The sequence below is a fragment of the Nonomuraea sp. CA-143628 genome, from assembly GCF_050942315.1.
Classification (GTDB): domain Bacteria; phylum Actinomycetota; class Actinomycetes; order Streptosporangiales; family Streptosporangiaceae; genus Nonomuraea.
This window is the reverse complement of the sequence record NZ_CP192072.1, coordinates 6,408,571-6,434,553: the sequence shown is the minus strand read 5'-3', so window position 1 is coordinate 6,434,553 and position 25,983 is coordinate 6,408,571. Positions and strand designations below refer to the sequence as shown.

Annotated in this window: 23 protein-coding genes; 12 read left to right on the top strand and 11 right to left on the bottom strand. The window is 69.1% G+C overall.

Going from position 1 to position 25,983, the window contains the following annotated elements; genetic code table 11:
- Positions 1–68: 68 nt before the first annotated feature.
- The 3 genes from ACQP2T_RS29465 to ACQP2T_RS29455 form a co-directional block, all read right to left on the bottom strand.
- Entirely contained in the window at positions 69–2,816 is a 2,748-nt protein-coding gene (locus tag ACQP2T_RS29465) for a helix-turn-helix transcriptional regulator (RefSeq protein WP_433519295.1), read from the bottom strand.
- Positions 2,817–3,286: 470 nt separating this feature from the next.
- Positions 3,287–3,967 carry an alpha/beta fold hydrolase gene (locus tag ACQP2T_RS29460; protein ID WP_433519294.1) on the bottom strand — a complete coding sequence of 227 codons (681 nt, stop codon included), beginning with the start codon at positions 3,965–3,967 and terminating at the stop codon, positions 3,287–3,289.
- Between the two features lie 114 nt (positions 3,968–4,081).
- A complete protein-coding gene (locus tag ACQP2T_RS29455) occupies positions 4,082–6,334 on the bottom strand; it encodes an ATP-binding protein (protein WP_433519293.1) in 2,253 nt (750 codons plus the stop codon).
- A 295-nt stretch (positions 6,335–6,629) separates the two neighbouring features.
- On the opposite strand from ACQP2T_RS29455, the gene ACQP2T_RS29450 reads away from it, so the two are divergent.
- The 6 genes from ACQP2T_RS29450 (at position 6,630) to ACQP2T_RS29425 (ending at position 11,516) form a co-directional block, all read left to right on the top strand.
- Positions 6,630–7,664, top strand: coding sequence for an alpha/beta fold hydrolase (locus tag ACQP2T_RS29450; protein WP_433519292.1), 1,035 nt, complete (start codon positions 6,630–6,632; stop codon positions 7,662–7,664).
- A gap of 15 nt (positions 7,665–7,679) precedes the next feature.
- Positions 7,680–8,153 (top strand): cupin domain-containing protein, encoded by a 474-nt coding sequence (locus tag ACQP2T_RS29445; protein ID WP_433519291.1) that lies wholly within the window; start codon positions 7,680–7,682, stop codon positions 8,151–8,153.
- A gap of 126 nt (positions 8,154–8,279) precedes the next feature.
- Positions 8,280–9,143: an alpha/beta fold hydrolase gene (locus tag ACQP2T_RS29440; RefSeq protein WP_433519290.1), complete on the top strand. Its 864-nt coding sequence runs from the start codon at positions 8,280–8,282 to the stop codon at positions 9,141–9,143.
- Between the two features lie 203 nt (positions 9,144–9,346).
- Positions 9,347–10,414: an MBL fold metallo-hydrolase gene (locus ACQP2T_RS29435; RefSeq protein ID WP_433519289.1), complete on the top strand. Its 1,068-nt coding sequence runs from the start codon at positions 9,347–9,349 to the stop codon at positions 10,412–10,414.
- A gap of 97 nt (positions 10,415–10,511) precedes the next feature.
- Entirely contained in the window at positions 10,512–10,784 is a 273-nt protein-coding gene (locus ACQP2T_RS29430; RefSeq protein ID WP_433519288.1) for a dihydrofolate reductase family protein, read from the top strand.
- A gap of 126 nt (positions 10,785–10,910) precedes the next feature.
- Positions 10,911–11,516 carry a hypothetical protein gene (locus ACQP2T_RS29425; protein WP_433519287.1) on the top strand — a complete coding sequence of 202 codons (606 nt, stop codon included), beginning with the start codon at positions 10,911–10,913 and terminating at the stop codon, positions 11,514–11,516.
- Positions 11,517–11,709: 193 nt separating this feature from the next.
- On the opposite strand, the gene ACQP2T_RS29420 is transcribed toward ACQP2T_RS29425, so the two are convergent.
- The 3 genes from ACQP2T_RS29420 to ACQP2T_RS29410 form a co-directional block, all read right to left on the bottom strand.
- The gene (locus ACQP2T_RS29420; RefSeq protein WP_433519286.1) at positions 11,710–12,741 is read right to left on the bottom strand and encodes a nitronate monooxygenase; all 1,032 of its coding nucleotides are present in this window, start codon (positions 12,739–12,741) and stop codon (positions 11,710–11,712) included.
- An 87-nt stretch (positions 12,742–12,828) separates the two neighbouring features.
- Entirely contained in the window at positions 12,829–13,734 is a 906-nt protein-coding gene (locus ACQP2T_RS29415; RefSeq protein ID WP_433519285.1) for a DUF4331 family protein, read from the bottom strand.
- 25 nt (positions 13,735–13,759) lie between these two features.
- Positions 13,760–14,161, bottom strand: coding sequence for a tautomerase family protein (locus ACQP2T_RS29410; protein ID WP_433519284.1), 402 nt, complete (start codon positions 14,159–14,161; stop codon positions 13,760–13,762).
- A 225-nt stretch (positions 14,162–14,386) separates the two neighbouring features.
- Here ACQP2T_RS29410 and ACQP2T_RS29405 point away from each other — a divergent pair, with 225 nt between their 5' ends.
- From ACQP2T_RS29405 to ACQP2T_RS29395, 3 genes are all read left to right on the top strand, one after another.
- Positions 14,387–15,280, top strand: coding sequence for a LysR substrate-binding domain-containing protein (locus ACQP2T_RS29405; protein WP_433519283.1), 894 nt, complete (start codon positions 14,387–14,389; stop codon positions 15,278–15,280).
- 132 nt (positions 15,281–15,412) lie between these two features.
- The gene (locus tag ACQP2T_RS29400; protein WP_433519282.1) at positions 15,413–16,393 is read left to right on the top strand and encodes an NAD(P)H-dependent flavin oxidoreductase; all 981 of its coding nucleotides are present in this window, start codon (positions 15,413–15,415) and stop codon (positions 16,391–16,393) included.
- Positions 16,394–16,475: 82 nt separating this feature from the next.
- On the top strand, positions 16,476–17,282 hold the full coding sequence (locus ACQP2T_RS29395; RefSeq protein WP_433519281.1) for an MBL fold metallo-hydrolase: 807 nt from the start codon (positions 16,476–16,478) through the stop codon (positions 17,280–17,282).
- 12 nt (positions 17,283–17,294) lie between these two features.
- On the opposite strand, the gene ACQP2T_RS29390 is transcribed toward ACQP2T_RS29395, so the two are convergent.
- Positions 17,295–18,533 carry a serine hydrolase domain-containing protein gene (locus ACQP2T_RS29390; RefSeq protein WP_433519280.1) on the bottom strand — a complete coding sequence of 413 codons (1,239 nt, stop codon included), beginning with the start codon at positions 18,531–18,533 and terminating at the stop codon, positions 17,295–17,297.
- Between the two features lie 293 nt (positions 18,534–18,826).
- Positions 18,827–20,056 carry a serine hydrolase domain-containing protein gene (locus tag ACQP2T_RS29385; RefSeq protein ID WP_433519279.1) on the bottom strand — a complete coding sequence of 410 codons (1,230 nt, stop codon included), beginning with the start codon at positions 20,054–20,056 and terminating at the stop codon, positions 18,827–18,829.
- A gap of 311 nt (positions 20,057–20,367) precedes the next feature.
- Between ACQP2T_RS29385 and ACQP2T_RS29380 the strand changes: the two genes are divergently transcribed.
- Complete coding sequence (locus ACQP2T_RS29380) at positions 20,368–21,105, top strand: helix-turn-helix domain-containing protein (RefSeq protein ID WP_433519278.1); 738 nt, start codon at positions 20,368–20,370, stop codon at positions 21,103–21,105.
- Positions 21,106–21,157: 52 nt separating this feature from the next.
- On the opposite strand, the gene ACQP2T_RS29375 is transcribed toward ACQP2T_RS29380, so the two are convergent.
- The 3 genes from ACQP2T_RS29375 to ACQP2T_RS29365 all read right to left on the bottom strand — a co-directional run bounded on the left by ACQP2T_RS29375 (position 21,158) and on the right by ACQP2T_RS29365 (position 24,315).
- Positions 21,158–22,390, bottom strand: coding sequence for a glycosyltransferase (locus ACQP2T_RS29375; RefSeq protein WP_433519277.1), 1,233 nt, complete (start codon positions 22,388–22,390; stop codon positions 21,158–21,160).
- 136 nt (positions 22,391–22,526) lie between these two features.
- Complete coding sequence (locus tag ACQP2T_RS29370) at positions 22,527–22,931, bottom strand: hypothetical protein (RefSeq protein WP_433519276.1); 405 nt, start codon at positions 22,929–22,931, stop codon at positions 22,527–22,529.
- A gap of 106 nt (positions 22,932–23,037) precedes the next feature.
- Positions 23,038–24,315: an RNA-guided endonuclease InsQ/TnpB family protein gene (locus ACQP2T_RS29365; protein ID WP_433519275.1), complete on the bottom strand. Its 1,278-nt coding sequence runs from the start codon at positions 24,313–24,315 to the stop codon at positions 23,038–23,040.
- A gap of 31 nt (positions 24,316–24,346) precedes the next feature.
- Here ACQP2T_RS29365 and tnpA point away from each other — a divergent pair, with 31 nt between their 5' ends.
- Positions 24,347–24,763: an IS200/IS605 family transposase gene (gene tnpA / locus ACQP2T_RS29360; protein ID WP_433519274.1), complete on the top strand. Its 417-nt coding sequence runs from the start codon at positions 24,347–24,349 to the stop codon at positions 24,761–24,763.
- Positions 24,764–24,936: 173 nt separating this feature from the next.
- On the top strand, positions 24,937–25,908 hold the full coding sequence (locus ACQP2T_RS29355; RefSeq protein WP_433519273.1) for an NAD-dependent epimerase/dehydratase family protein: 972 nt from the start codon (positions 24,937–24,939) through the stop codon (positions 25,906–25,908).
- Positions 25,909–25,983 lie beyond the last annotated feature (75 nt).

Below are 25,983 nucleotides of genomic sequence, written 5' to 3'. Positions count from 1 at the left end.
GTCCTCCGCGTGCCTCGCGAGCGTCACATGACTGCGTCACCGAGCGTCACCCAAGCGAAGCGGTGAGGTCAGGCTGATACGCGCAGGGCTGTGCTCAACGCCGATCGCGAGGTGATCCCCAGCTTGGGGAAGATCCTGTAGAGGTGGGAGCTGACGGTTCGATGGGACAGATAGAGCTTCTCGCCGATCTCCCGGTTCGTCAGGCCATCGGCCGCCATCTGGGCGATCTGGAGTTCCTGCGCGGTCAGCACGTCGCGCGCTTCACCGCTGCGGCTACGGCTGCTCTCGCCGGAGGCCCGCAGCTCCTGGCGCGCTCGCTCGCTCCACGGGATCACCCCCAAGGCGTCGAACGTCTCGCGAGCTATACGCAAGGGCGCCCGCGACTCGGCCGTACGCCGCTGGCGCCGCAGCCATTCACCGTACGCCAGCTGCACCCGAGCCCGTACGAAGGGCCATCGCCGCAGGTCAGCCCCGAGCGCGGCATCGAAGAAGGGCTCTGCCGCCGCATCATCGGCCAGAACGGCCCGAGCGTAGCGCAGGTCCGCGTGCAAGGACGGCGACGGCGTGGTGAGCGCCACCACCTCCAGTTCGGCGACGATGCCGGCCACCGCGCGACCTTGACCGCTGTGCACCGCGGCGTCTGCGAGTTCGGCCAAGGAAAAGCAGCGCAACGCCAGGTGGAAGGCCGGATCGGCGGGGTCGTGCAGGCGGCGCAGATGGTCGAAGGCGTCGGCGTAACGTCCCGCGCCCAGCGCGGCGAGCCCGCGCGCGAGCTGCACCGTGGCCAGCACAGGGCGGGCTCCGATGGGCAGGGCCACCTGCTCGGCCGCCACCGCGAGGCTCTCCACGCGATCCTGTTCGCCACGTAGCGCGGCGAGCACCGCGCCCGAGGCCTGAGCGATGGCGCGCATCAGCGGCTGGGATGTCTCGTGCGCCAGACGGGCGGCCTCCTCGGCCGCGGGGATGGCCACGCTCAGGTCGGCCAGCCGGGCCGCGCTCCACGCCTGTGCCCCGAGGTCTCGTACCAGGAGGCTGAGCCGGCCCTGCGCGCGCAGGGCCGGAAGCGACGCGGCGCAGAATTCCTCCGACAGGTCGAACGCCCCCACCATCAACGCCGAACTACCGAGCAGGCGGGCCGCCGGTCGGCCGCCGGTCGGTTGAGCGGCCAGATGGCGTAATCGCTCGATCACCACCTTGCCCCGCTCGATTGGCGCCGCGAACGCCAAGACCGTCAGCAATCGCCCGTCCAGATCGTCGACGGGCAGTCCCTCGGCCACGGTGACGACGCGTTGCCGCGACCGCTCGTCGGCATGAGCCCAGAAACATCGCAGGGACGCACTGGACAAAAGTTTCAGCGCGAGATCGACGTCCCCCTGCGCCGCCATCGTCTCGGCGAGATCGGCCAGAGAGTGCGCTGCCGCGCTGTCGTCACGGATGCCGTCCTCGAAGCTCTCGCGGATCCACACGATACGGGCCCGCTGCTGGGCCGACAGCCGCGACTGCTCGCCCTCGCCCAGCAGCCGTACGACGATATCGCGCCGTCCCATCTCAGCGGCGCACTCGGCGGCCCGCACCAGCCGTTCACACCGGTGAGCGGGATTCTCACTGAGCCTGGCCGCGTGCTCCAGCGCCGCGACGGCCGACAACAGGTCCCCCCGGCGTCGCACGCTTTTGGCCACGGTCTCCAGCTCGGCGGCAATGGTCTCATCCGGCCTGGGGGTGGATGCCGCGCGGTGCCAGACGCGACGGTCCGGCCGCCCAGTGAGGACGTCGGCCAAGGCGGCATGCACCGCGTGCCGCTGGGAGATGCTCGCCCCCTGGTAGATCGCCGAGCGCATGAGCGGGTGCCGGAACGACACGCCGGCTTCGTGCACGTCCACCAGCCGCACGTCGACAGCGGGAGCCAGATCGTCTGCCGTGACCGGTACACCGGTGATCAGCGCAGTGGCGTCGAGGGTCTCGGAAAGCGCGGTGCTGTCGTTGAGCGCGGCGACCAGCAGCATGGTTCGGAGGGTCGGCGGCAACCCCGACATGCGGGCGGTGAAGGTCTGTTCCAGCCGGGTGGTCAGCGGGAGCCACCCCGGCGGCAGGGGCCCCTTCCCGTCCTGCGTTTCCGCGGCGATCGGCAGCTCGACCAGGGCCAACGGGTTTCCCGCCGCCTCCCGCAGCAACCGTGTGCGCACCGCCGGCGCCAGGGTGGGGCTGCAGGCGTCCAGCAAGGCGGTCGCGGCCGTGTCATCGAGCCGATCGAGGAGCAACTCCGACAGCCCGGCCCTGTCAAGAGGGCTCTGGAAACCGTCGCGGATCGCGGCCAGCAGCACGATCGGTTCGGAATCCAGCCGCCGCGCGACGAACGCGAGCACATCGGCGCTGGAGCGGTCCAGCCAGTGAACGTCCTCGACAAGGAGCAGGACGGGCGAGCGTGCGGCCGTCTCGCCCAGGAGGTTCAGCGTCGCCAGGGCGATGAGGAACAGGTCCGGCACCCGGGCGTCGGTCAACCCGAACGCCGCTCCCAGCGCGTCGCGCTGCGGGGTGGGCAGTTCCCCGATCTCGGTACGAAGCGGAAGCAGCGCCTGATGCAGGCCGGCGAAGGGCATGTGCGTCTCTGATTCCACACCGGCCGTCCGCAAGACGCGCATGCCACGAGCGGCCGCGATCCCCGCCGTATCCAGCAGCAGGGCCGACTTCCCGACCCCCGCCTCGCCGCGCACCAGCATCGCCCCGCCGCTCTCGCGGACGCCGTCCACGAACGCGCCGAGCCGCCGCTGTTCGGACTCCCGCCCGAAAAGTGCTCTTACTGGCTGGTTTTCCGGCATATGAAGACATGCTCGCTTGCTCTCGGGGTCCCGTCCAGAGAACGTGGCCTCCGGGAAGGAGCGGACCGGTGAGCCGTGGTCACTGTCGCGTTTGTTGACAGATCGCTTCTGACCAGGCCGGTCTTGCGCTGTGGCGGAATCCGCGAGTGTGGCGTTCCCGCGGTCGGATGTCGCGCCTTCTTCGGGGGTGGCGGTGATGAGGGTGCCGCCGGGGATGAGCAGCATGCCTTCGTCGGGAACGTGGGTCATGAGGATTCCGGCCTTTCACTGATGCGCTCAGTTCTGCGGGTCGCGTGTTCCGGGTGGCTCGCAGGCGGCTCTCGGTGAAGACCAGGGCCGGCGGCAGCCCGGCCGGTTCCGGCGTCGTCGCGAGGGAGAGGCCCTCATCACTGTTGGAAACGCCTTCTGAGCAGCCCCTTGTCACGTGGTGGAACTGTCCGGTCGGATGTGACCGGTTTCCGGGGCGGACGTCAGGCGGCGGCCTCGCGGATGAGGTCGGCGACGGCGGCGGGCTGGGAGACGTAGACGGCGTGGCTGCCGATGACCTCGACGACCTTCGCTCCGGCGCGCTCGGCCATCATGCGCTGAGCCGGCGGCGGGATCATCCGGTCCTCGGTCGCGATGAGGTACCAGCTGGGCTTGTGCCGCCAGGCCGGCTCGCCGACCGAACCGCCGAGGGCGTCCACGCCCCACGGGACCTGGGAGTCGGACATGAACGCGGCTACCTGGTCGGGCAGGTCGGCGGCGAACGACGCGGCGAATTTGTCGCGGTCAAGGAAGAGGAAGCCCTCCTTGGGAGGGAGGATGGGCGGCGCCGACGCGTCCGGTGTCGGGGTGGCGGTGAGGGTGCTGACCGATTCGCCGTTGTCGGGGGCGAACGCGGCGATGTAGGCCAGCGACGTGACCTTGGGGTGGGTGCCGGCCTCGCTGATGACGACCCCGCCGTAGGAGTGGCCGACCAGGACGGCCGGGCCATCGAGGCCGTCCAGGACCCGGCGGGTCGCCGCGGCGTCGTCCGCCAGCGACAGCGTCGGGTTCTGCACGATGTGGACGCGGAGCCCGTCCCTGGTCAGCTCGTCGTAGACGCCCCGCCAGCCGGATCCGTCCACGAAGCCACCGTGCACGAGCACGATGTTCCTGATGGTGGTCATGGTCGCTCCTGAGCTGGATGGACAGGCCCGGCGCCTGTCCTGGTGCTCTCCATCCAAGTCACGCGCACGTGGCGCGGCCACGCAGAACAGGACGCAGAAGTAGCGCGGAAACCGTCAGGCGTTCGCCAGGTCGCGGCAGCGGCCGCTCGCCTCTGCGTCGCCGATGGCCTCGTACACCTCAGCCGCCCGCGCGTAGGTATGGCGGCTCTCGTCAGTCCGGTTCTCCTCGGACAGCAAGGCCGCCAGCGTCTCCAAGGCGCGGGCCTGCGGGACGGGCAGCTGAGCCTGCTTCATGAGGCTGACCGCCTCGGTGAGCTTGATGATCGCTTCAGCCCGGCGACCGAGCAGTCCCAGACATTCGCCGACGCGGGCCAGCGCGATCGGCCGGGTGAACGCCGCGACGCTCGGCGTTATCCCCGAGCGGTCGTCGTTCAGCAGGGCCAACATGTCGAGGTACTGCTCCAGTGCCTTGGTGTAGTGTCCAGCATCGCGAAGGCAGGTGCCGAGGGCGCCGAGACAGTGGCAGTACCGATCCATGTCGCCGTTGGCCATGTGGATCCGCGCCGCCTGGGTTTCCGCCGCGATGGCCTCGTCGAGCCGCCCGAGCCGTCGAAGCGCGCCCCCCGCGTGGTGGTGGGCCAAGGCGATCTGCACCGTGGCGCCACTGCGGGTTGCCAGGTCTATCGCCTGGGCTGTGTAGCGCAGTGTGGTCTCCAGATCTTCTCGCGGCACCAGATGGACCCAGGCCAGCATGTTCAGCTGCTGGGCCTGCCGGGCAGGGTCCCCCAGAGCAGCGGCGGCCTCGGCACCGAGGGTGAACACCTCATACCAGTGCGGCGCGTGCATCCACTGATCGGAGAACCAGTCCATCGACTCGGCGCAGTCGAGGACTGCGGCGAACCGGCCGATGCTCGCCGCGTGACGTAACGCGCTCAGCCAGTTGTCCGCATTCACGCGTAGCCAATGGTCGGCCTTCTCGAGGGAGGGCAGGTGGGCGAGGTCGGGGTCAGCCTGGTCGGGACGGCCGTACAGGGGATCGAACCACCTCCCGGCGGTGGTGGCCATCCGCAGCAGCCACGACGTCATCGTCACGGTGAGTGCGTCGCGCTCGGCCCCGGGCTCCTCTTCCCGAAGCCGATCGCGGGCGAACAGCCGGACCAGGTCGTGGAAGCGGTAGCGTCCCAACGCACTGTCCTGCAGCAGACCGAGGTCGACGAGCTCGTCCAGGGCGTCCCATGCCCCCTCGATCGACGTGCCGCCCACCACGGCGGCGAGAGCGGCGTCGAAGTCGCGACCCGGCACCAGGGCGAGCCGGCGGAAGAGCCGTCGCGTCGCGTTGGCCAGCTGCTCGTAGGACAACCCGAACGCGGTGGCGATCTTGAGATCGCCGGCGCTGAGCTGGTCCAGGCGACGCTCCTCGTTCGCCAGCCGGGCGGCGAGGTCGGCGGCGTTCCACCCGGGCCGGCTGACCAGCCGATTTCCGGCGATCCTGAGCGCGAGGGGCAGACCGCCGCACAGCTGCGCGAGCTGCCCGACGGCCGATCCTTCGTCCGAGGCGCCGCGGTCTTTCAGGATTCCGGTCAGCAGCTCGGTGGCCTCCAGCAGGGGCAAGGGCCCGAGGCTGAGTCTGCGCACTCCTTCCAGACCGGCCAGCAGGCGGCGGCTGGTCACCAGGGCCTTGCCCGCGCCGCCGCCGGGCAGCAGCGGCCGGACCTGTTCCTCGGAGGCGGCGTTGTCGAGAACGACCAGCGCGCTCCGGTCGCGCAGCAAGGACCGGTATAAGGACGCACGCCCGGCGACGTCGCCGGAGATCTGCGGATCTGTCATGCCGAGTGCGCGAAGCAGCAGGTCCAGAGCCTCGCCGGCGGGCATGGGCTGCGCGGACATGCCGAACAGGTCGAGGAAGAACACTCCGTGGGGGAAGTCCGGCCGCAGGGCGTGGGCGGCGCGGACGGTCAATGTGGTCTTGCCCAGCCCGGCAGAGCCGGTGATGAGCGCCACGCCCGGGGCGCTCGACGCGTCGCCGGCGCGCATCAGCTCGTTGGCCCACGCCAGTTCCGCGACTCGGCCGGTGAAGTCGTCGACGGAGCGGGGCAGCTCGCACAGCCCGGTCGGGCGGGTCCAGTGGTCGCGCAGGCGGCCCTCACGCGCCAGCTCGACGAGCTGTTCGCGGTCGGTGTCGGCCAGGCCGAGGGCGTCGGCCAGCGCGGTGACGGTCCGGTGCTGCGGGCCCTTGCTGCGTCCGCGCTCCATGTCCGACAGCGTCCGTGCGCTGACTCCCGAAGCCTCGGCGAGCTGCTCCAACGTCAGATGGGCCGCGTGCCGATGGCGACGCAGCACCTCCGCGAAGCTGGGTGCGCTAATCAAGTGCTCCTTCTCCGCGATCTAGTGGAGATCACCCAAAGCTTACGGGAAAGACCTGTGACAGCGGCGTGCCCAGCCGGCTCACAACCGCCGAGGCGGATCTCCCGATACCGGCCCTTCCGCATAGAGGTCACCGCACGATCGGGAGCGAGCCGCTGCTTCGTTCGCCTTCAGCTTGGAACAGCCTGCAGTCACGTAGCGCTCGGTGACGCAGTCAGGTGACGCACGCGCGGCAAGCGAGCCGGTTTCTACGGTTTGCCCCTAAGACCCTCGCTCGCCTCGAAAAGGGGAACCTCCTGTGAAAACGATCCATTTCACCCTTGACCCGAAGATCTGCGGCCATGTGGTCATCCCGATCGCGGTGATCGGCATGCTCGCCAACCTCGCCCCTGCCGCCTCCGCCCGGGCCGCACCGGCGCCCAGCACAGCCATTGCCGCCAAGACGCCGTCGAAGACCGGCCATGGGCCGCGCATTCCGGCAGGATTCCGCGAGAAGAGAGTCCAGGTCGGCAACGTCGCGATCAACTACGTGCGCGGTGGACACGGGCCGACGCTGGTCCTGCTGCACGGATACCCGCAAACCTGGTACACCTGGCGCGAAATCCTGCCCGAACTCGCCAAGCACTACACGGTCATCGCACCGGATCTGCGCGGGGCGGGCAAGAGCGACGCACCCGCCAGTGGTTACGACAAGAAGACCCTCGCCGCTGACGTCTACGGGCTGTTGACCACGCTCGGCCGCGAGCGGCACATCAGGCTCGTTGGGCACGACATCGGCACGATGGTCGCCTACGCCTACGCCGCCGCCCACCCCGGTGACGTCACCAAGCTGGTCCTCAGCGAGGCCCCCATCCCCGACAAGACCCTCTACACCTTCCCCTCCCTCACCGCGAAGGGACCGGGCTTCTGGAACTTCGGCTATTTCAGCATCACCAACGGCCTGCCCGAGCGCATGGTGAACGGCAGGGAAGAGCAGTGGGTGGAGCGTTTCGTCGACTCCCTCGAAGTCAAGAAGAACGGCGTCAGCGACAAACAGGTCCGCGAGTACGCCCGTTACCTGCGCGATGACGCTCACCTGCGGGCGAGTTTCGCATGGTTCCGCGCTTTTCCCAAGGACGTCGCCGACAACCGCGCAAACAGGGCGAAGAAGCTCACCATGCCCGTGCTCGCCATCGGCGCCCGCGGCAGCCTCGGTGATTTCGTCCCCACCCAGGTCCGCCGGTACGCCAGCCATGTGACCGGGATCGTCATCGAGGACTCCGGCCACTGGATCTTCGAGGAACAGCCCGAACAGCTCACCCGCACACTCCTGCGCTTCCTCAAAAAGAACTGACCCCAGGAGCACCCCATGAACAAGGAACGTCCACCCCACACCGGCGACACGCAGAACCCCTTCTGGTTCCTCGGCGGACGGGCCCAGATCCTGGTGCCGGGCACGGCGACCGGCGGCACCTTGAGCGTGATGGAGTTCACCGACCCCCAGGGCCACGCGCCACCCCTGCACGTTCACGAGGCAGAGGAGGAGATCTGGATCGTGCTCGATGGTGAGATCACCTTCTTCGTCGGGGACGACCGCTACGACCTGCACGCCGGCGCCGTCGCGCACGGCCCCCGCGGCGTCCCGCACAGCTATCTGGTCCGCTCACCGAACGCCCGCATGGTCGCCGCCTTCGGCCCCGCCGGCATCGAGCAGTGGTTCGCCGCCAACAGCTCACCCATCTCCGACGTCAACGACGCGCCGGCCTCCTTCGACATCGAAGCCATCCTCGCCTCGGCCGAGGGCTACCGCCTACGCGTGGCGGGTCCTCCGCCCACGGCCTAGGCGCGCCGCTCCCCCATGCCGGGCCACCCCGCGCCCCGACCTGGCCCGACGGGCGGACAACGGCCAGAGCTTCCCGCTGTCTCAGCGCTTCGCTTGAGCAACCCACCCCTACCAAGGAGATCCGCCATGTCCGCGTACGCGTCCACACAGACCGCTCCGCTCTCCCGGCCGAGAACCTGGATCCTGCTGCCCGTGATGCTGGCTGTCCTGGCCATCCTGGTCACGGCTCTCTCCTCGACGACGGCCGCCGCCTCCACCGCGGCGAGCCGGCATACGGCCAAACCCACCGTGGTGCTGGTCCACGGTGCGTTCGCCGACGCCTCGAGCTGGAACAAGGTCGTCGCCCGGCTCCAAGGGGCCGGCTATCCGGTGATCGCCCCCGCCAACCCCCTGCGCGACCTGGCAGGCGATTCGGCCTACCTGTCGAGCATCGTCTCCGCCATCGACGGACCGGTCATCCTGGTCGGCCACTCCTACGGCGGAGCTGTCATCTCCAACGCCGCCACCGGCCACCCCTACGTCAAGGCGCTGGTCTTCATCGCCGCATTCGCACCCGAGGAGGCCGAGTCAGCGCTCGACCTGACCGGCAAGTTCCCCGGCAGCCAGCTGCCCACCAGCCTGATCACCCGCCAGTACCCGCTGCCCGGCGGCGGCACCGGCACCGACGCCTACATCGACCCGGCCGCATTCCACGCCGCCTTCGCCGCCGACCTGCCCGCCCGCGACACCGCTCTGATGGCCGCCACCCAGCGCCCGGCCTCCCTGGCCGCGCTCGGCTCCCCGAGCGGACCGCCCGCCTGGAAGAGCATCCCCTCCTGGTACCTGGTCGCCGGCGCCGACCAGGCCATCCCACCCGCGGCCCAGCGGTTCATGGCCAAGCGCGCAGGCGCGCACACCAGCGAAGTCAGGGAAGCCTCACACGTGGTCATGATCTCCCGACCTGACGCCACCACCGCCCTCATCACAGCGGCTGCCCGCACCACCAGCTGATCCCACACGACGCCGATCCGTCCGGCACCGCGACAGGCGAGATCCCCCGCGCCTGTCGCGGTTCCCGCCCGGCCGCCGAAGCGTTCACCCCCCCCCCGCGGACTCGACCGGATCGTGACCACCCCCAACCACCGGACCCATCGCACCGCTCCGCCCGTCCCACGTTCGCCTAGCAGCCACACCTTCCGAATGGAGACAACCCCATGGTCCACACTCCCACCCACTCGAGCAGGCGAACCTTCCTCACCCGAGCGACGGCCGCATCGGCGCTGCCTCTTGCCGCCGGCCTGCTCGGGACCGGCGAGGCGCCGGCATCCGGCGCCCTTCCCGACTACGCGCCCATCCCCGTGGCGTCAAAGGGCCCGGCGCTCAACGACAAGGGCTACTTCGTCGGCCAGATCGACGGCGACCTGTACTGGGTCACCGACTCCTCCTACCAGGCCATGTTCCTGACCACGCGCCAGGGCGTCGTCCTCGTCGACGCGCCACCCACCATCGGGCACAACCTGCTGCGCGCCATCGAGGAGATCACCCGGGCCAACGGCCGCCCCCGGAAGGTGACCCACCTCATCTACTCCCACTCGCACGCCGACCACATCGGAGCCGCCTCGATCTTCGGCCAGGACGTCATCCGCATCGGACATACCGAGACCGCGAGATTCCTGCGCCGGGACGCGGACCCGAACCGGCCGGCGCCCACGCTCACCTTCGACGACCACCACGTCCTGCGGGTCGGTGGCGAGCGTCTCGAACTGGCCTACCACGGCCCCAACCACTCACCCGACAACATCTTCGTCTACGCCCCCAAGCAGGAGACCCTGATGGTGGTCGACGTGCTTTATCCCGGCTGGGTGCCGTTCAAGAACCTCGCCGTCTCCCAGGACATCCCCGGCTGGCTGCGGGCCCACGACACCGCCATGAGATATCCGTGGCGCACCCTCGTCGGCGGCCACCTCGGCCGCCTCGGCACCCGCGCCGACGGACATCTGCAACAGCGATACCTGGCCGACCTGCGGACCAGCGTCCGTGACACGGTCTCCAGCCTCGACCCGGCGCCGTTCTTCGACAAGTACGGTCCAGCAGGCAACGCGTGGGCGATCTTCGCCGGTTACCTGAACGCGGTCGCCCAGCAGGCCGCCGCCCCGGTCATCGCCGGTTACCTCGGCACGCTGGCCGCCGCCGACGTGTTCACCGAGGACAACGCCTTCGGCCTGCTGGAGTCCATGCGAATCGATACCGGCGTGCTCGGCCCTTTCGGCATCCGTCCCTGACCAACACGCCCGATGCCCGGCGGAGAGCCAGAAGTCGTGATCCCACGAACACCACCCCCACACCGATCAGGAGGACGGCCGCGTTGGACATCGCTTGGTGGGTTGCCCACAGAACCTCACCAAGTTCGTCGCCTCGTCGAAGCTGGAGGACGCCCCCTGGGGCGACTTCCCCGCCACGACCGCGAGGCACAACTCGGCCGCCACCGTCTGGGTGCTCAAGGAGCAGAGCGGCAAGGACATCTGGCTGTGGGGGAGCGTGAAACTCATGGACTCCCTGTTGAACGCCGGCGTCGTCGACGAGATCACCCTGCTCGTCTGCCCGGGTCCGCAGGGCACCCATAGTGGGCGAAGGCGCTGCCCAGGCCGGTGAAGCAGCCGTCGGTCGGAGCTCATATGGACGTTGTCAAGGGCTGTCGCCCGCCCACCGCCCACACAGAGACGTCGATCTGCCTCGTGCTCAGTACGGCGGTGCGGCTTTCCGGCAAACTCTGCGCGCATGCGATTGAAGATCATCTTCATGCTGCTCCTCGTCTACGCCGTCACGGCGGCGCCTTTGTTCCTTCCCGGCGAGCTGCGGGGGGTCATTCAGCCGGCCACCAACGACGCGGCCGAGGTGTACTACGAGCCCGTCTCGCGCGTCATGCTCAGGTCGTACGAGGGCATCGAGCCCTTCAACCGAGCGCGAATACTCGCGGAGCAGCGGGCCGAGGCGTATCCGGACGACCTCGCTCCCCCTTACATCGCTCATGGCGGGCCGTACCGGCTCGTCGCGCCTTACGTCACGGCGCGAGGGCGCGCGCTGGCCGCTCCGGTGCTCTCGGGGGCGTACTGGTCCGAGGGGAAGCAGGTCAGGTACGACATCGTGCCGGAGGTGCGGCGGGTCGCGAACAGTCAGGCGGCACTGAGCCAGGCGCTCGATGGCGAGGACGAACTGCTTGACGAGCCCAGCGCCCTCGGGGCGGGGATCGACACGGAGTCAAACCGGGTCATCCTCGAGACGAACAGCTTCGACCAGGATCTGCGCCACAGGCTGGCCCAGCGATACGGCGGGCTCGTCGTGGTGAAGTGGGATCCGTTCGGGCAGCCGATGGAGCTTCAGTGAGAATTCTTGGCTCTCGAAGTTGTCCCAGCGAGGCGACCGGCCGTCCTTTGGCGCAACCGGCGACTTTCCTCCTGTAGCGATGCCAGGATCGCCTCCGCCCGGGCTCGCGGCCCAGCTTGACGGCCCTGCCGCTGCTCGTGCCAGTGCTCACAGCGACGATGGGAACCATCTCCCAGAGAGAGCCAACAGCGTGCTACAGGTTCGCCGTAAGACGGGCCAGGATGCGCGCCGCGGGCTCGGCCGACGCGTGCCGGTAACCGGTGCCGGCCCACAGGTGGAGGCGTTCGGCGTCACCGGCGGCGGCCGCGGCTCTGCGCAGTGGGCCGGTCAGGTGGTGCAGCGCGGGGTAACCGGCCGGGGCGAGGTGGTCATAGCGGTCGGTGAAGGCGTTGCGCAGCGCGCGCGCCGGGCGGCCGGTGAACGCGCGGGTGACGAGCGTCCGGTCGCGGGCCGGGTCGGCGAGAGCGTCCTGGTGCGTTTTCGAGGCGCCGCTTTCGTCTGCGCGGATCAGGACGGTGCCGACCATGGCGGCCACGGCGCCGGCCCGCAGGACCTCGGCGACGGCATCGCCGGTGGCCAGACCTCCTGCGGCGATGAGCGGGAGATCGGTCACCTGGGCCACTTCGCGCAGCAGCTGGGTGATCGGTGTCGCCGCGGGAAGGCGGTCGGGGGTGAGGGTGCCCGAGTGGCCGCCGGCCGCGCCCGCCTGCACGGCCAGGAGATTGACACCGGCGTCGGCGGCGCGCAGCGCTTCCTCGGCTGAGGTGACCGTCTGCGCGATCAGCGTGCCGGCGGCGCGGAGCGCCTTGATGACCGCCGGATCCGGGATACCGAAGGTGAAGCTGGCCAGCGGGACGGGGTCGGCCAGGAGGAGGTCTATCTTGTCGCGCCAATGGTCGTCGTCCTCGGTGAGAGGGACGGTGGCGAGGTCGAGTCCGTAATGGTCAGCTTCGGGCTGGATGGTGCCGGCGTAGCGGCGGTAGGCGGCGGGGTCTGCCGGGATCGGGTTGGGGGCGAACAGGTTGACGCCGAACGGAACGGCGGCCGCCCGTACCTCGGCGATCTGCTCCGCGAGCGCTTCCGGGCGCTTGTAGCCGCCGGCCAGCAACCCGAGCCCGCCGGCTTCGGCGGCGGCGGTGACCAGCCGGGGCGTGGTGGCGCCGCCTGCCATGGGTGCGGCCAGCACGGGAACGGACAGGCCGATGGCGGTCAGTGCGCTGTTCATGGTGGCCTGCTCTCCTGCCGGTGCCGGATCCGGCCCTTCGCCGTCCTCGGCTCCGAGGTTAGGAGGTGGGACCAGCGACTGGGAAATTTAGTGCGGAGCGCCCAGATAGGGGAAAACCGTCAGCGTGTCGCCATGCGGCTTGATCCCCTGGGAGGGCGCGCTCCCCTTGGTCAGGATGGCCAGCTGCTCGTCGACGATGTCGTCGGCGAACTGGCGGCCGTTCGGGTAGCCGGCCGGCTCGGTGCAGTCGTAGCTGAGCAGGTCGGGCAGCAACTGCCCGGCCACCTCGGTGGCCTCGTGCTCGGTGTAGCCGCCGCCCGCGCCCAGCAGGGCCGCGACGATCTTGCCGGTGTGGTCGCGCCGGTCGTCGGCGGGTGCGCCGGCGTTGTAGGCGTTCTTGTCGTCGTCCTTGGTGAACACGATGTTCATCAGCGGCCGACCCATCCGCTCGACCTGCGTGCCCTCCAGCAGCACCGTCGTCCAGTAGCCGACCGGTTGCTCGAGGAACAGGCTGTTGGGCACCTCCAGGACGATGGCGAAGACGTTCTTGTCGGCGAAGAAGTCGGCCCCGGTGAAGGCCATGCCCGCCTTGAAGCCCTCCAGGTCGAAGAAGAACGGATCGCTGCGGATCCCGGCGAAGAAGCGGTAGTCCCCCTCGGTCGAAGCCTGCGCCCGCGGCCCGAAGCACACCGGGGCACCGGCGAAGAGCACCTCGCCGTCCAGCTTCACCCTCGCCGTCTGTTCCGCCTCACCGGAGAAGGTGACCGCGAAGGTCAGGTCGGCCACGGCGTCGCCGTTGGTGTCCAGGTGCAGGTTGTAGACGGCCCGCGGGTGGAACCGCTCCCCCATGGTCGGCGCCAGCGGGTTGACGCACATGGCCAGGACCGAGCGGTCCTGGCCGCCGGGCTGCCGGAAGGCGAAGATATCGGTGATGTCGATCCGGGCATCGCCATGCGGCGGCTTCATCCCCGGAGCATCGAGATGATCGGACACTGGGAGCCTCCTTCGACGGTAGCGATCAGCCGGGAATCGGCAATTCCCCGTCGACGTACTGGGCGCGGCCGAAGCCGAATGACCAGTCTTCGGGACCGTTCTCGACATAGCTGACGAACAGCTCCTGGCCGCCGACCCCTGCCTGGTCCAGGTGGTCGGCGAGAGCGCGGTAGAGGCGCTGCTTGTCGGCGGCGCCGCGGCCGCGCTGGGTGAAGATCTGGACGATCACCACCTCGGGGCCGCGCTCGAAGCCAAGGCCGGCGTCCTGGGCGATGATCTCGTCGGCCTCGTGCTGGGTGACGATCTGGAAGCGATCTCGTACCGGGATCGCCAGGACCTCCACCAGCGCGTGATGGATGGCGTCGACGACGGCCTTGACCTGGTCGGGGCGGCGTCCGCGGACCATGTCGATGCGTGCCAGGGGCATGTCGGTGCTCCAATCGCGAGGTGAGGCCGCCCCTCACGAGCTGGACATTCCCCTCAACTGGGAAAACAAGGGCGGCCACCGTCTTGTTGCACCTCGCGGAAGAAGAGCTTTACAGGTGTTTGACCTCGATGCTCCTCCGGTTGGCCTGGGCGATGACGTCGGGCGCGGCTGCCAGAGGGCGCGGAGTATGCTGCAGGCCAGTTCGACGGCAACGCGGAGGTCGGCGTGGAGCTTTTCGACTTGCGGATCTTCCTGGCGGTCGCCCATGCGCACGGCATGACGAAGGCCGCGCAGGAGCTGCACACCGTGCAGTCGAACGTCAGCGCTCGGATCCACGCGCTGGAAAAGGAGCTCGGCGTTCCGCTCTTCCGCCGGCATGCCAGGGGCGTGGTCCTGACGGCCTCCGGTGAGCAGTTGCTGCCGTACGCCGAGCGCATCGTCAGGCTCGTCGACGAGGTTCCCCGCGTCGTCGGTGACGAGGGGGATCCGTGCGGCCCGTTGCTCCTGGGATCGCTGGAGACCACGGCGGGGCTGCGGTTGCCGGCCGTGATGGCGGCCTTCGCCGAGGACTGCCCGAGGGTGGATCTCTCCCTGAGCACGGGCACGACCGACCACCTAATCCGAGACGTGCTCGACTACCGTCTGGATGGGGCCCTGGTGACCGGCCCGGTGCGGCATGCCGATCTTGACGAGACGCCCATGTTCGTCGAGCGCCTGGTCGTCGTCACCGCACGACGGGTCGACGATCTCGAAGTCGCGCTCCTCGGTGTGAAGGAGCCGAGAGTCATGGTGTTCCGCGCGGGCTGCTCCTACCGCAGGCGGTTGGAGGACGTGTTGCTCACGCGCGGCGTGGTGGGCGTCAAGTGCGTGGAGTTCGGCACGCTGGAGGGCATTCTCGGCTGTGTCGCGGCGGGGATGGGGATCTCCCTGCTGCCCGCCGCGGTGGTCGAGCAGCACGCCTCGCGGGATCTCGTACGCGTGCACGAGCTGCCGGAGGAGCAGGCGCGTACGGAGACCGTGTTCGTCCGCCGCACCGACACCCCGCCCTCTCCGGCGCTGACCCGCTTCCTCGCCTGCGCCCGCGACCCCACCGGCGTTCCCGCCCTGCGCGCGGTGTAGCAAGCTCCCTGAGAGATGTCTCCCATCGCCAGCAATCGTTGGACCTGAAGGCTCGCCCGACCTAGCGTCCTGTTACGACGCTTCGCCCAGTTATGGGGCATGCGCTTAGCCGTAGGGGACATATCAGTGTTGGTGACTCGTCTTACGCGCGCGTTCGCCATGGAGCACCCCATCGTGCTCGCCCCCATGGATCTCGTGGCAGGCGCCCGGCTGGCCACCGCGGTGACCGACGCCGGTGGCCTCGGGCTGATCGGCGGCGGCTACGGTGACCGCGACTGGCTGAGGCGCGAGTTCGCCGAGGCCGGCGACACGCGCGTGGGCTGCGGCTTCATCACCTGGAGCCTCGCCGACCGGCCCGAGCTGCTCGACATCGCCCTGGAGCACGGCCCCGCCGCGGTCATGCTGTCCTTCGGCGACCCGATGCCGTTCGCCGCTCGCGTCCACGACGCCGGCGTGCCGCTGATCTGCCAGATCCACACCCTCGGCCAGGCGCGCCGCGCGCTGGAGGCGGGCGCGAACGTCATCGTGACCCAGGGCGGCGAAGCCGGCGGGCACGGCGTGGGAACACGCTCGACCTTCACCCTCGTCCCCGACGTGGCCGACCTCGTCGCCCGCACCGCCCCCGGCACACTCGTCCTGGCGGCGGGCGGCGTGGCCGACGGCCGCGGACTCGCGGCGGCGCTGGCCCTCGGCGCGGACGGCGTGCTGGTCGGCACCAGGTTCTGGGCCGCCCATGAGGCGATCGTCTCCCCGCGCGCCCATCAGCGCGCGATCGAGGCCGACGGTGACGCCACCATCCGGACCAGCGTGTACGACATCATCCGGCGATACCCCTGGCGCGGCGTCTACACCGGGCGGCTGCTGCGCAACGGCTTCATCGACCGCTGGCACGGCAGGGAGAGCGAGCTGACCGCGAACCTGCCGCATGTCGCCGCGGAGTTCCGGGACGCGGTGGACGCGGAGGACTTCGACGTCGCCAACGTGATCGTCGGCGAGGCCGTGGGGCAAATCCGCCGGGTCATGCCCGCCGGCGAGATCGTCCGGCGGATGGCCGGCGACGCCGCGGAGATCCTGGGCCGGTTCGCGGACGCGTCCGCCTCACTGCGCGTGTGACTCGTGGCCTGCGGGACAGAGGCCACTGATACGGCAGTTCTTCGCGGGCCTCTCACCCGCTGATACCGAAAGGGAGCGTGCGATGACCGATCCCGTGCCGACCCGGCAGGAATGCGCGACCGTGGTCCTGGGTGGACCGACCACGGTCATCGATCTCGGCGGCCTGCGCGTCGTCGCCGACCCGACCTTCGACGACGCCGGCCCCCACGGTTATCTCACCAAGACGGCCGGGCTGGCCGCTACCGAGGAGGAGGTGGGGCCGGTCGACCTTGTCCTGGTCAGCCATGATCTGCACCCGGACAACCTCGATGATCGCGGCCGTGCCTTCGCGCTGAGCGCGCCGTTGATCCTCACCGGTCCCGCGACGGCGGCCCGGCTCGGCCCGCCGTCGGTCGGTCTCGCCCCCTGGTCCGGCCACGCCCTCCCACGCCCGGACGGAGGTGGCGAGCTGGCCGTGATGGCGGTGCCCGCCGTACACGGTCCGGAAGACGGTGAGCGTGACAGCGACGGCAACGTCAACTGCGAGGTCACTGGATTCGTCCTGTCCGGGCATGGTCTGCCCACTGTGTACGTCAGCGGCGACAACGCCTCGATCCGTACCGTGGCCGAGATCGCCCGCCGTGTGCCGGAGATCGACGTGGCGGTGCTGAACGCCGGCGCGGCCAGGGTCGCGGCGAAGTTCGACGGCCGGCCCCTGTCGCTGGACAGCCGCCGGGCAGCGGCGGCGGCCGCGGTGCTGGGCGTGAAGGTCGTGGTCCCGGCGCACTACGACGGCTGGACCCACTTCTCGGAAGGCCGGGCCGAGCTGGAGCTGGCCTTCTACGAGGCTGGCCTGTCGTCCTCGCTGCGGGTCGCCGAGCACGGCGCTTGGGTGTCCCTGCGGGCCTGATCCGCCGCGCGATCAGTCGTCGATCGCCTGGTAGAGGGTGGTCCAGAAGTCGTGGATGGCCCGCGCCGAATCCGGGGTGGACATCCCGGTCTGGGTGAGCAGGATGCCGACGAGCTGGTTGTGCGGGTCGGCGTAGGTCGTGGTGCCGGCTCCGCCGTCCCAGCCGAACTGGCCGACGGGCGCGTAGTCGCCGCGGTAGGTGCGCACCGCCATCCCGAAACCCCAGCCGCCGTGCTGCCCCAGGCCGTATCCCAGATGGACGGCGTCGCGGGCCCAGGCCATTCGGGCGGCCAGTTGCTCGGGCGGGAGCTGGTTGGTGGTCATCAGCTCGACGGCGGGCCGCGACAGGATCCGCCGGCCGTTGTGTGTCCCGCCGTTGAGCAACATGCGGAAGTAGGCGTGGTAGTCGTCGGCGGTTGAGTCGAGTCCGCCGCCGCTCGACGGGAACGCCGGAGGCTTGCTGTGGTGTCCCCCTTCGGCCTCGTCCTCCACGTTGAACTCGCCGGTCTGCCAGTCGGGGGCGTACAGGGGCGGCAGCCGGTCGATCTTGTCGGCGGGCACGTGGAAGCCGGTGTCCTTCATGCCCAGCGGATCGAAGATGCGCTCGCGCAGGAACTCCTCGAACGACTGGCCCGTGACCCTGGCCACCAGCACGCCGAGCACGTCATCGCTGAGGTTGTACTGCCACCGCTCTCCGGGCTGGTAGGCCAGCGGGAGCGTGCCGAGGCGGCGCATCCACTCATCCGGGCCCGGCGCCGGCAACAGCCATCCGTCCTCCTGGCCATAGACTCCCTGCTCGAAGAGCGCGGCCAGGATCGGGGACCCCTTCGCCGTCATGTCCAGGCCCAGCCCGAGCATAGAGGTCAGCAGGTCCCGCACGAGGATCGGCCGCCGCGCGGGCACGGTGTCGTCCAGCGGGCCGTCGGGCCGCTTGAGCACCTGCCGGTCGGCGAGCTCGGGCAGCCACACGTCCACCGGGTCGTCCAGCCGCAGCCTGCATTCGTCCAGCAGGACCATCGTCGCCGATACGGCGACCGGCTTGGAGGTCGAGGCCATCCGGAAGATGGTGTCGCGGCGCATCGGCGCGCCACCGTCATGACGCATCGTCCCGATCGCCTCGACGTGCGTTTCCTCACCCCGGCCGACCAGGGCGACAAGGCCGGGAATCTTCCCGGACTCGACATGCCGTGCCAGCACCTCACGCAGTCTCCGCAGCCCTGCCGCGGAGAAACCACTGTTGCCCTGTCCCATGAAACACGCACCCTTTCCAGCTACTCGGCGTTGCTGACTACCGGTACAAGGTAACACTGACTACCGGTATGTAGCAACACCGAATAGCTGGCGGTGCGGGTCGGACCCAACGGCGAGTCGAGGCAGCCCACGGCGCTCCCGGACGGCCACCAGACCGTGCTCGTGTGCTGGGCCGGGCCGGGATCTCCCGAAGCCACAGCGCTCGACATGCTGCGAGCGATCGGCTGCGGCAGGTGTGACGCCCTGCGGATCAAGCGGCGTCGAGCGCCTCGGGATCTTGCGGGGGCTTGGCGTCAGTCGTCGATCGCCTGGTAAAGGGTGGTCCAGAAGTCGTGGATCAGCCGCGCCGAATTCGGGACCGACATCCCGACCTGGGTGAGCAGGATGCCGGTGAGCTGATTGGCCGGGTCTGCGTAGGTCGAGGTGCCGCTTCCGCCGTCCCAGCCGAACTGGCCGATGGGCGCGTAGTCGCCGCGGTAGGTGCGCACCGCCATCCCGAAGCCCCAGCCGCCGTGCTGGCCTTGGCCGAAGGACAGGTGGACGTTGTTGACGGCCATGGCGTGCCGGGCGGCCTGCTGCTCGGGCGTGAGGCGGTTGGTGGTCATCAGCTCGACGGCGGCCCGCGACAGGATCCGCTCACCCCCGTACGTGCCGCCGTTCAGCAGCATCTGGAAGTAGGCGTGGTAGTCGTCGGCGGTGGAGACCAGCCCACCGCCGCTGCCCTGGAACGCCGGCGGCTTGCTCCAGCGTCCCCCGTCGGCCTCGTCCCACACGTGGAACTCCCCGCTCTGCGGGTCGGGCGCGTAGAGAGCCGGCAGCCGGTCGATCTTGTCGGCGGGCACGTGGAAGCCGGTGTCGGTCATGCCCAGCGGGCCGAAGACGCGCTCACGCAGGAACTCCTCGAACGGCTGGCCGGTGACCCTGGCGACCAGCACGCTGAGTACATCGTGGCTGATCTGGTACTGCCAGCGCTCGCCGGGCTGGTGCATCAGCGGCAGCTCGCCCAGGCGGCGCATCCACTCATCCGGCCCGGGCATCGGCTCCGGCAGATCGGGCGTGAGCCCCCGCTCGAAGATCGCACCCATGATCGGCGTGCCCAGCGCCGTCATGTCCATGCCGAGCCCGAACGTGGAGGTCAGCAGATCACGTACGGTGATCGGCCGCCGCGCGGGCACGGTGTCGTCCAGCGGACTGTCGATCCGCTTGAGCACCTGCCGGTCGGCGAGCTCGGGCAGCCACGGCTCCACCAGGTCATCCAGCCGCAGACGGCACTCATCCAGCAGAACCATCGCCGCCGCCATCGCCACCGGCTTGGAGGTCGAGGCCATCCGGAAAATGGTGTCCCGGCGCATCGGCGCGCCACCGTCATGACGCATCGTCCCCAGCGCTTCGACGTGCGTCTCACCGCCGCGGCCGACCAGAGCGACAAGCCCGGGAATCTTCCCGGACTCGACATGCCGGGCCAGCACCTCACGCAATCTGTCCAGCCCGGTCTTGGAGAAGCCGCCGTTGCTGTTTCCCATCGTGAATCTCCTCTGTTCAATCTCTGCGAGCCCCGCCTGAGGCTCGGTCATGGGACGCCCTCCGCGACACCACCGGAGCCGTTCGGAAATCCCTGAACGCCTGCGACGGTACATTGCGTTCATAAATCAGTCAACAAGCAATGAGAGCAAGTTTAGCCTGTTCTATCTACCAGAGAAGACCTTCTTTGCAATGACAATGACACTGAATGCAATGGATGATCAAACTCGCATTGCAATGGGCCGCGAGCGAATACATACTGTTGCGGTGGGTGCGCGGCCCGCGCATGTCGAGAGACAGGAGACGAGCACCGATGCCCGGAGGCAGACTCACCAATGAGGACCGTCAGCACATCGCTGCGGCCCTGGCCGAGGGACTCGGATACGCGGAGATCGGCCGGCGTCTAGAGCGGCCCGCCTCGACCATCATGCGGGAGGTCACCCGCAACGGCGGACCCGATGGCTACGGGGCGGACCAGGCGCACGAGGCCACACGGCATCGTGCGCGCCGGCACAAGCAGGCTCAGCCTCCGGCACCGCCGATCCCCGACAGCGGCCACGGGCGAGACCCCCAAGCGGTGCGGGACTTCACGGAGTCCTTCACCGCTCTCCTCGTTCAGCAGGGCCTGCCCCGGATGGAGGCCAGGGTGCTGGCCTGCCTGTACATCACCGACTCCGGCACCCTCACCGCCGCCGACCTGGTCCAGCGGCTACGCGTCAGTCCCGCGTCGATCTCACACGCCATCGCCTTCCTCGAACAGCAAGGGATGCTCAGCCGCGAACGGGCCCCCGGCGCGCGCCGCGAACGCTATGTCATCGACGATCAGATCTGGCTCGGGACGCTCCGCGCGGCTCTGCAGATGAACGAGACCCTGGCCGTCGCATCGCAGCGCGGAGCCGAGATTCTCGGGGCCACCACCCCGGCGGGCGCCCGCTTCGAGTCATCCGCCGAACTTCTTTTCCTCCTGAGCGGGGCCTTCCGGCAGGTCATGGAGGAGTGGCTGCGGAGCCAGGTCGCCCGGAGCGCCCACCCGCCGACCACCTCTTCTTGACGCGCGCCACCGTGGACCTGCGCGAAGCGCCTGTCCATGCGGGCCTCGGGGATCAGCCCGCGGATCCGATCCGGCCGATCATGTCGAGCACAAGGTTGGCGGCCACCTCCGCCCCGTCGATGCGGACCGTCTGGGCAACGACGGCCGCGCGGGCACCGGTCTCAGGAGCCAGAGCGATCTTGAGCGCGACTGACAGCGACTCGGCGGTCGGCGTCGGACCGTCGTGTCCCGTACCGATGCCCAGCTCGGTCACCCGGCTCGCCCAGTACGGCTGGTCGGCGACCTGAGGCACGATCACCTGCGGCGCCCCGGCACGGGCCGCCGTCGCCGTGGTGCCCGCGCCGCCGTGGTGCACCACCGCGGCCACCCGGCCGAACAGCTCCTGGTGGTTGACCTCGCCGACCACGAAGCAGTCGTCCCGGTCGTCGATCAGGGTCAGATCGGCCCAGCCACTCCCGAGCAGGACCCGGTGGCCCCGCGTCCGTACCGCCTCGATGACGGCCTGGGAGATCTCCCGCGCGCTCGCGCCCCGCATGGGCATGCTGCCGAAGCCCACGTACACCGGCTCCGCGCCGGCGGCAAGGAACGCCTCCAGATCGGCCGGCAGCGGGCGCTCGTCCGGGCGGATCCACACGCCGGTCTGGACCACGTCAAGGTCCGGCGTCTCCTGCCACGGCCCCAGAACTGGGTCGGCCGCCAGGAACGGGCGGTCGGTGAAGGCATAGTCGCGGACGCCGTCCACCGGCGGCAGGCCGATCGAGGCCCGGTGGGCGTTGATCATCTCGCCGAAGAGCGCGTTCTTGTGCTCGGCGTCGAGATCCCACAGCGCCCGGTTGTCGGTCACCCCCGCGGGGACCTCCTGGCCCGGCCAGGGGCGAGGCGGACGGTGCGGCGTCGGCAGGTAACTCGGAGAGAATGACGTGAACACATAGGGCGCGCCCAGCTTCTCGGCCGCCGCCCGCGCACCGGCCACGGCCGGGAAGGAGCCGGTGGCCACCACCGCGGCGCAGCCCTCGGCCGGCCCGGCGACCGCCTCGTAGGCCATGGCGGTCAGGTCGGCGGCGATGTCGGACAGGCTCGTCTTGCCGGGGACCGCCCCCGTCGCCAGCGCGCGGATCGGCCAGCCGAGGGGAGTCAGCGGCACATCGATCCCGTCCAGCAGTTGCGCGAAGTCCGGCGGCGCGCACACCCGCACCTCGGCGCCCAGAGCCTTCAGCCCTACCGCCAGGCCCGTCATCGGCCCGACGTCCCCGCGCGACCCGTAAGTCACCAGCACAATGCGCATTCCACGACCCCCACTTTTCGTACGTTTCCCGCGTCGAGGGGTGATTGTGCGGCATGACCGGGGCCTTGTGGCAAGGCCCCCCTTACGCTATAGCTTGGAAGTGGAAGGAGTGGTCATCCCTCCTCGCCGCCTTCCGTCATTCCCAGTCGATCTCGCGCAGCGCGGCCACGCCCTCGTCCGGGTCGGTGATCACCTCGTCCTCGTCGTCCTCGTCGTCCTCGTCGGCCAGCGAGAGGACCTGGGGAGACAGCTCGATCAACGATGCGATGAAGGACCGCCAGGTCTCCTCGGACAGTGACGACTGAACACGGACGATCAGATCGAGAATCCGGTCCAGGTGGTCGTCGAAGGAGATGGAGAGCCCCGCCAGGTGCTCCTCGGATGCGAAGTCGAATCGGATCACGTTGACGTCGGGCAGACACCTGATCCGGAGCGTCGCCGCGTCGTTCCGGTACGTGTGGTCGACCCATCGCCACCCTTCGCCGCTCTCGGCCTGCCATCCGCGGCTCTCCAGCCGGCCCTGAATGTCGTCTGTCGTCACTGACCGTTCCCTCGTGATCATTGTCAGGAGCTGCTCCGCCGAGACGCTTTGTTGACCTCCTCCCCGGCCTGAAGTGAAGGCTGGAGATTCTCCCGTCGCGTCGCGGTTAAGCGGCGCGCGGGGGTTGACGCTTCAAAGACCGGGTAACCCCGAGGTCTCCACGTCCTGACACCACCAGTCCAGCGGCGTTGTTGATGTTGATCGCGGCGTTGGTGTCGGCATGGCCGACCCACCCGCACGCGGGGTTGACGCAGGCGAACACGGTTGCGTTGCGGCTGGCCGGGTCGCGGTGGCCGCATCGGTGGCAGGTCTGTGAGGTGCCTGGGGCGGGAACTTCGACGACCTTCCCGCCACGGTCGGCGCTCTTGTATTCGAGCAGGGTGACGGTCCGACCCCACGCCTGGCCGCTGATCGACCGGTTCAGCCCCGCCTTTTGGGAAACGTTCTTGCCCGGCGCGCCCACAGCGCCCTTGGCGGAACGGAGCATGTTCGCGATCGGGAGTTTCTCCACCTTGATCACACCGAAGGTGTCGGCGAGTTCGGTGGTGGTCTGGTGCTGCCAGTCGATGGCCCTGCGCTTGGCTTTCGCGCGGAGCCGGGCGATCTGGTCGTAGGTACGCCGCTCCCGGTGGGAGGGGCGGGTCTTCTTCGGCCGAGACGCGCGCCGGCGGGCGGACTTCTTCTCCAAACGGCGCAGGTGTTCCTTCTCGCCGCTGGTGAGCCAGTCGCCGTGTTCGCGCATGGTGCCGTCGGACAATGCGAGGGCGACGTTGATGCCCCGGTCGATCCCGACCTGCGGGCCCGGATGCACGCAGGCGGGCGCGAGCAGGGTTTCGGTGCGGAACACCATCTGCCACCCGAACGCGTCCTTGATCAGGCGTCCGCCGGTCACCTTCCCCGCAGGAGAGTTCTTCCCGACGCCGGGCAGGTCCTTGGTCCACCGGAACCGGACTCGCCCGACCATCGGCAAGGTGAGCGCGCCCCACCCCGTCGACAGGCGGACGATGCGCATGTTGCGGACCTGGGGCACGTCCACCGCCAGTCGAGGGTGGTTCTTCTTGGACTTGAACGTGGGCCTTCGGGCGGGGTGATCGGGGTTGAAGAAGTTCTCCCACGCCTGCCGATATGTTTTCAGGACGGCTTGGGCGGCTTGGGCGGGCAGGGCCGCCAGGAACGGAAAATCGGTGCGGGCTTGGCGGATCGCCTGATCAGCCTGGGCCGGCGTCGGCCTTCTGCCGGGAAAGTGCGTCCAGTAGGCGTGCAGGCAGTTCCATAGGGTGATCGCGGCGGACGCCTGCTCGTCCAGGAGCGCGGACTGGTCGCAGGTCAGCTCCAGACGGGCTTTATGCCCGCGCTGCCGCTTGACCAGTTCCTGCCCGCTCATGCCTGAATCCTACCTGATCTAGCATTGGGTTATGGCCGAATACAACGACATCAGGACCGGCAGACACTGTGTTTTCCTGCTCCACGCCCACTTGGTTTTCGTGACGAAGTTCCGGCATCGGGTGTTCACCGGCGCCCACCTGACCCGCATGGAAGAAATCATGAGGGACGTGTGCGCCGACTTCGAAACCGAACTGACCGAGTTCAACGGTGAGAGCAACCACGTCCACCTGCTGGTCAACTTCCCACCCAAGATCGCCCTGTCCAAGCTGGTCAACTCGCTGAAGGGCGTCTCCTCCCGGCGAATGCGACAAGAGTTCCCCGACCTGGCCGCCCACTACTACCGGGCCAACAAGCTGTGGGCCGGCTCCTACTTCGCCGGGTCAGTGGGCGGAGCACCGCTGTCGACCGTGCGCCAGTACATCGAGCAACAAAACCGCCCGGTCTAGAGCACGCTCCCGCCCTAGCGGACACTCCCGCGCGGGCCTTCACCCCCGGCCTGAAGGCCGGAGCACTGGCCCGCAACCCGGTAGCTTCACGTGGGACAGACACCATCCGTACTTCCGCCTTGCTTCAGGGACGAAGCGCAGGAAGTCGTATTACATCTGGTTAGAGGAGCAGTATGAGGGTTGTCGTCATTGGGGGAAGCGGGCATATCGGTACATTCCTCATCCCCCGGCTCGTACGCGCGGATCATGAGGTGCTCAACATCAGCCGGGGAAGCCGGGTCGCCTATGTCGAGGCCCCTGAATGGCAGCACGTTCAGCAAGTGACGGCGGATCGCCAGCAAGAGGACGCCGAGGGCGTTTTCGGCGACAGATTGGCGGGACTGCGGCCCGATGTCGTCGTCGACCTGGTGTGCTTCACCTTTGAATCCGCCGTGGCCCTCGTGGAACGACTCCGCGGACAGGTGGGCCACCTGCTGCACTGCGGGTCCGTGTGGCGTTACGGGCCGAGTCACAAGTCGCCCATCGCTGAAGGGACGGGGACGGAACCATTCGGCGACTACGGCATCCACAAGGATCGGATCGCGCGGATGCTGAAGGACGAGACCGCCGGCGGCGGCGTGGTGACGACGTCACTGCACCCCGGGCACATCGTCGGCCCGGGCTGGGACCCGATCGGACCGATCGGCAACCTGGACCCCGCCGTCTGGCGCACGCTGGCGGCCGGACAGCCGCTGAAGATCCCCGGACTCGGCGTCGAGCTCATGCATCACGTTCATGCCGACGATGTCGCTCAGTCCTTCGAGAAGGCGATCGCGCATCGTGACACGGCGGGCGGGGAGGACTTCAATGTCGTCGCCCCAACGGCCCTGAACGTCCGAGGATTCGCCCACGAAGCAGCGAGCTGGTTCGGGCAGACGGCTTCGCTGGAGAGCGTGTCATGGGAGGAGTTCCGCGCCACCACGACCGACGAGCACGCGCAGGTGAGCTGGGAACACCTCTACCGCAGCCACTGCCTCACCATCGACAAGGCCAAGACACTTCTCGGCTATTCACCCAGGTACGAGCCCGAGGCCGCGGTACTCGAGTCCGTCCGCTGGCTCATCGAACACGGCCGGCTCGAGGTAGACCGTCCCCTCGTCGTATGACTTCTCGCGGCCGCCGGCTGCACCGGTCTCGGTGATCGGGGCAGCCGGCGTTGTTCACGATGACATCCAGACATC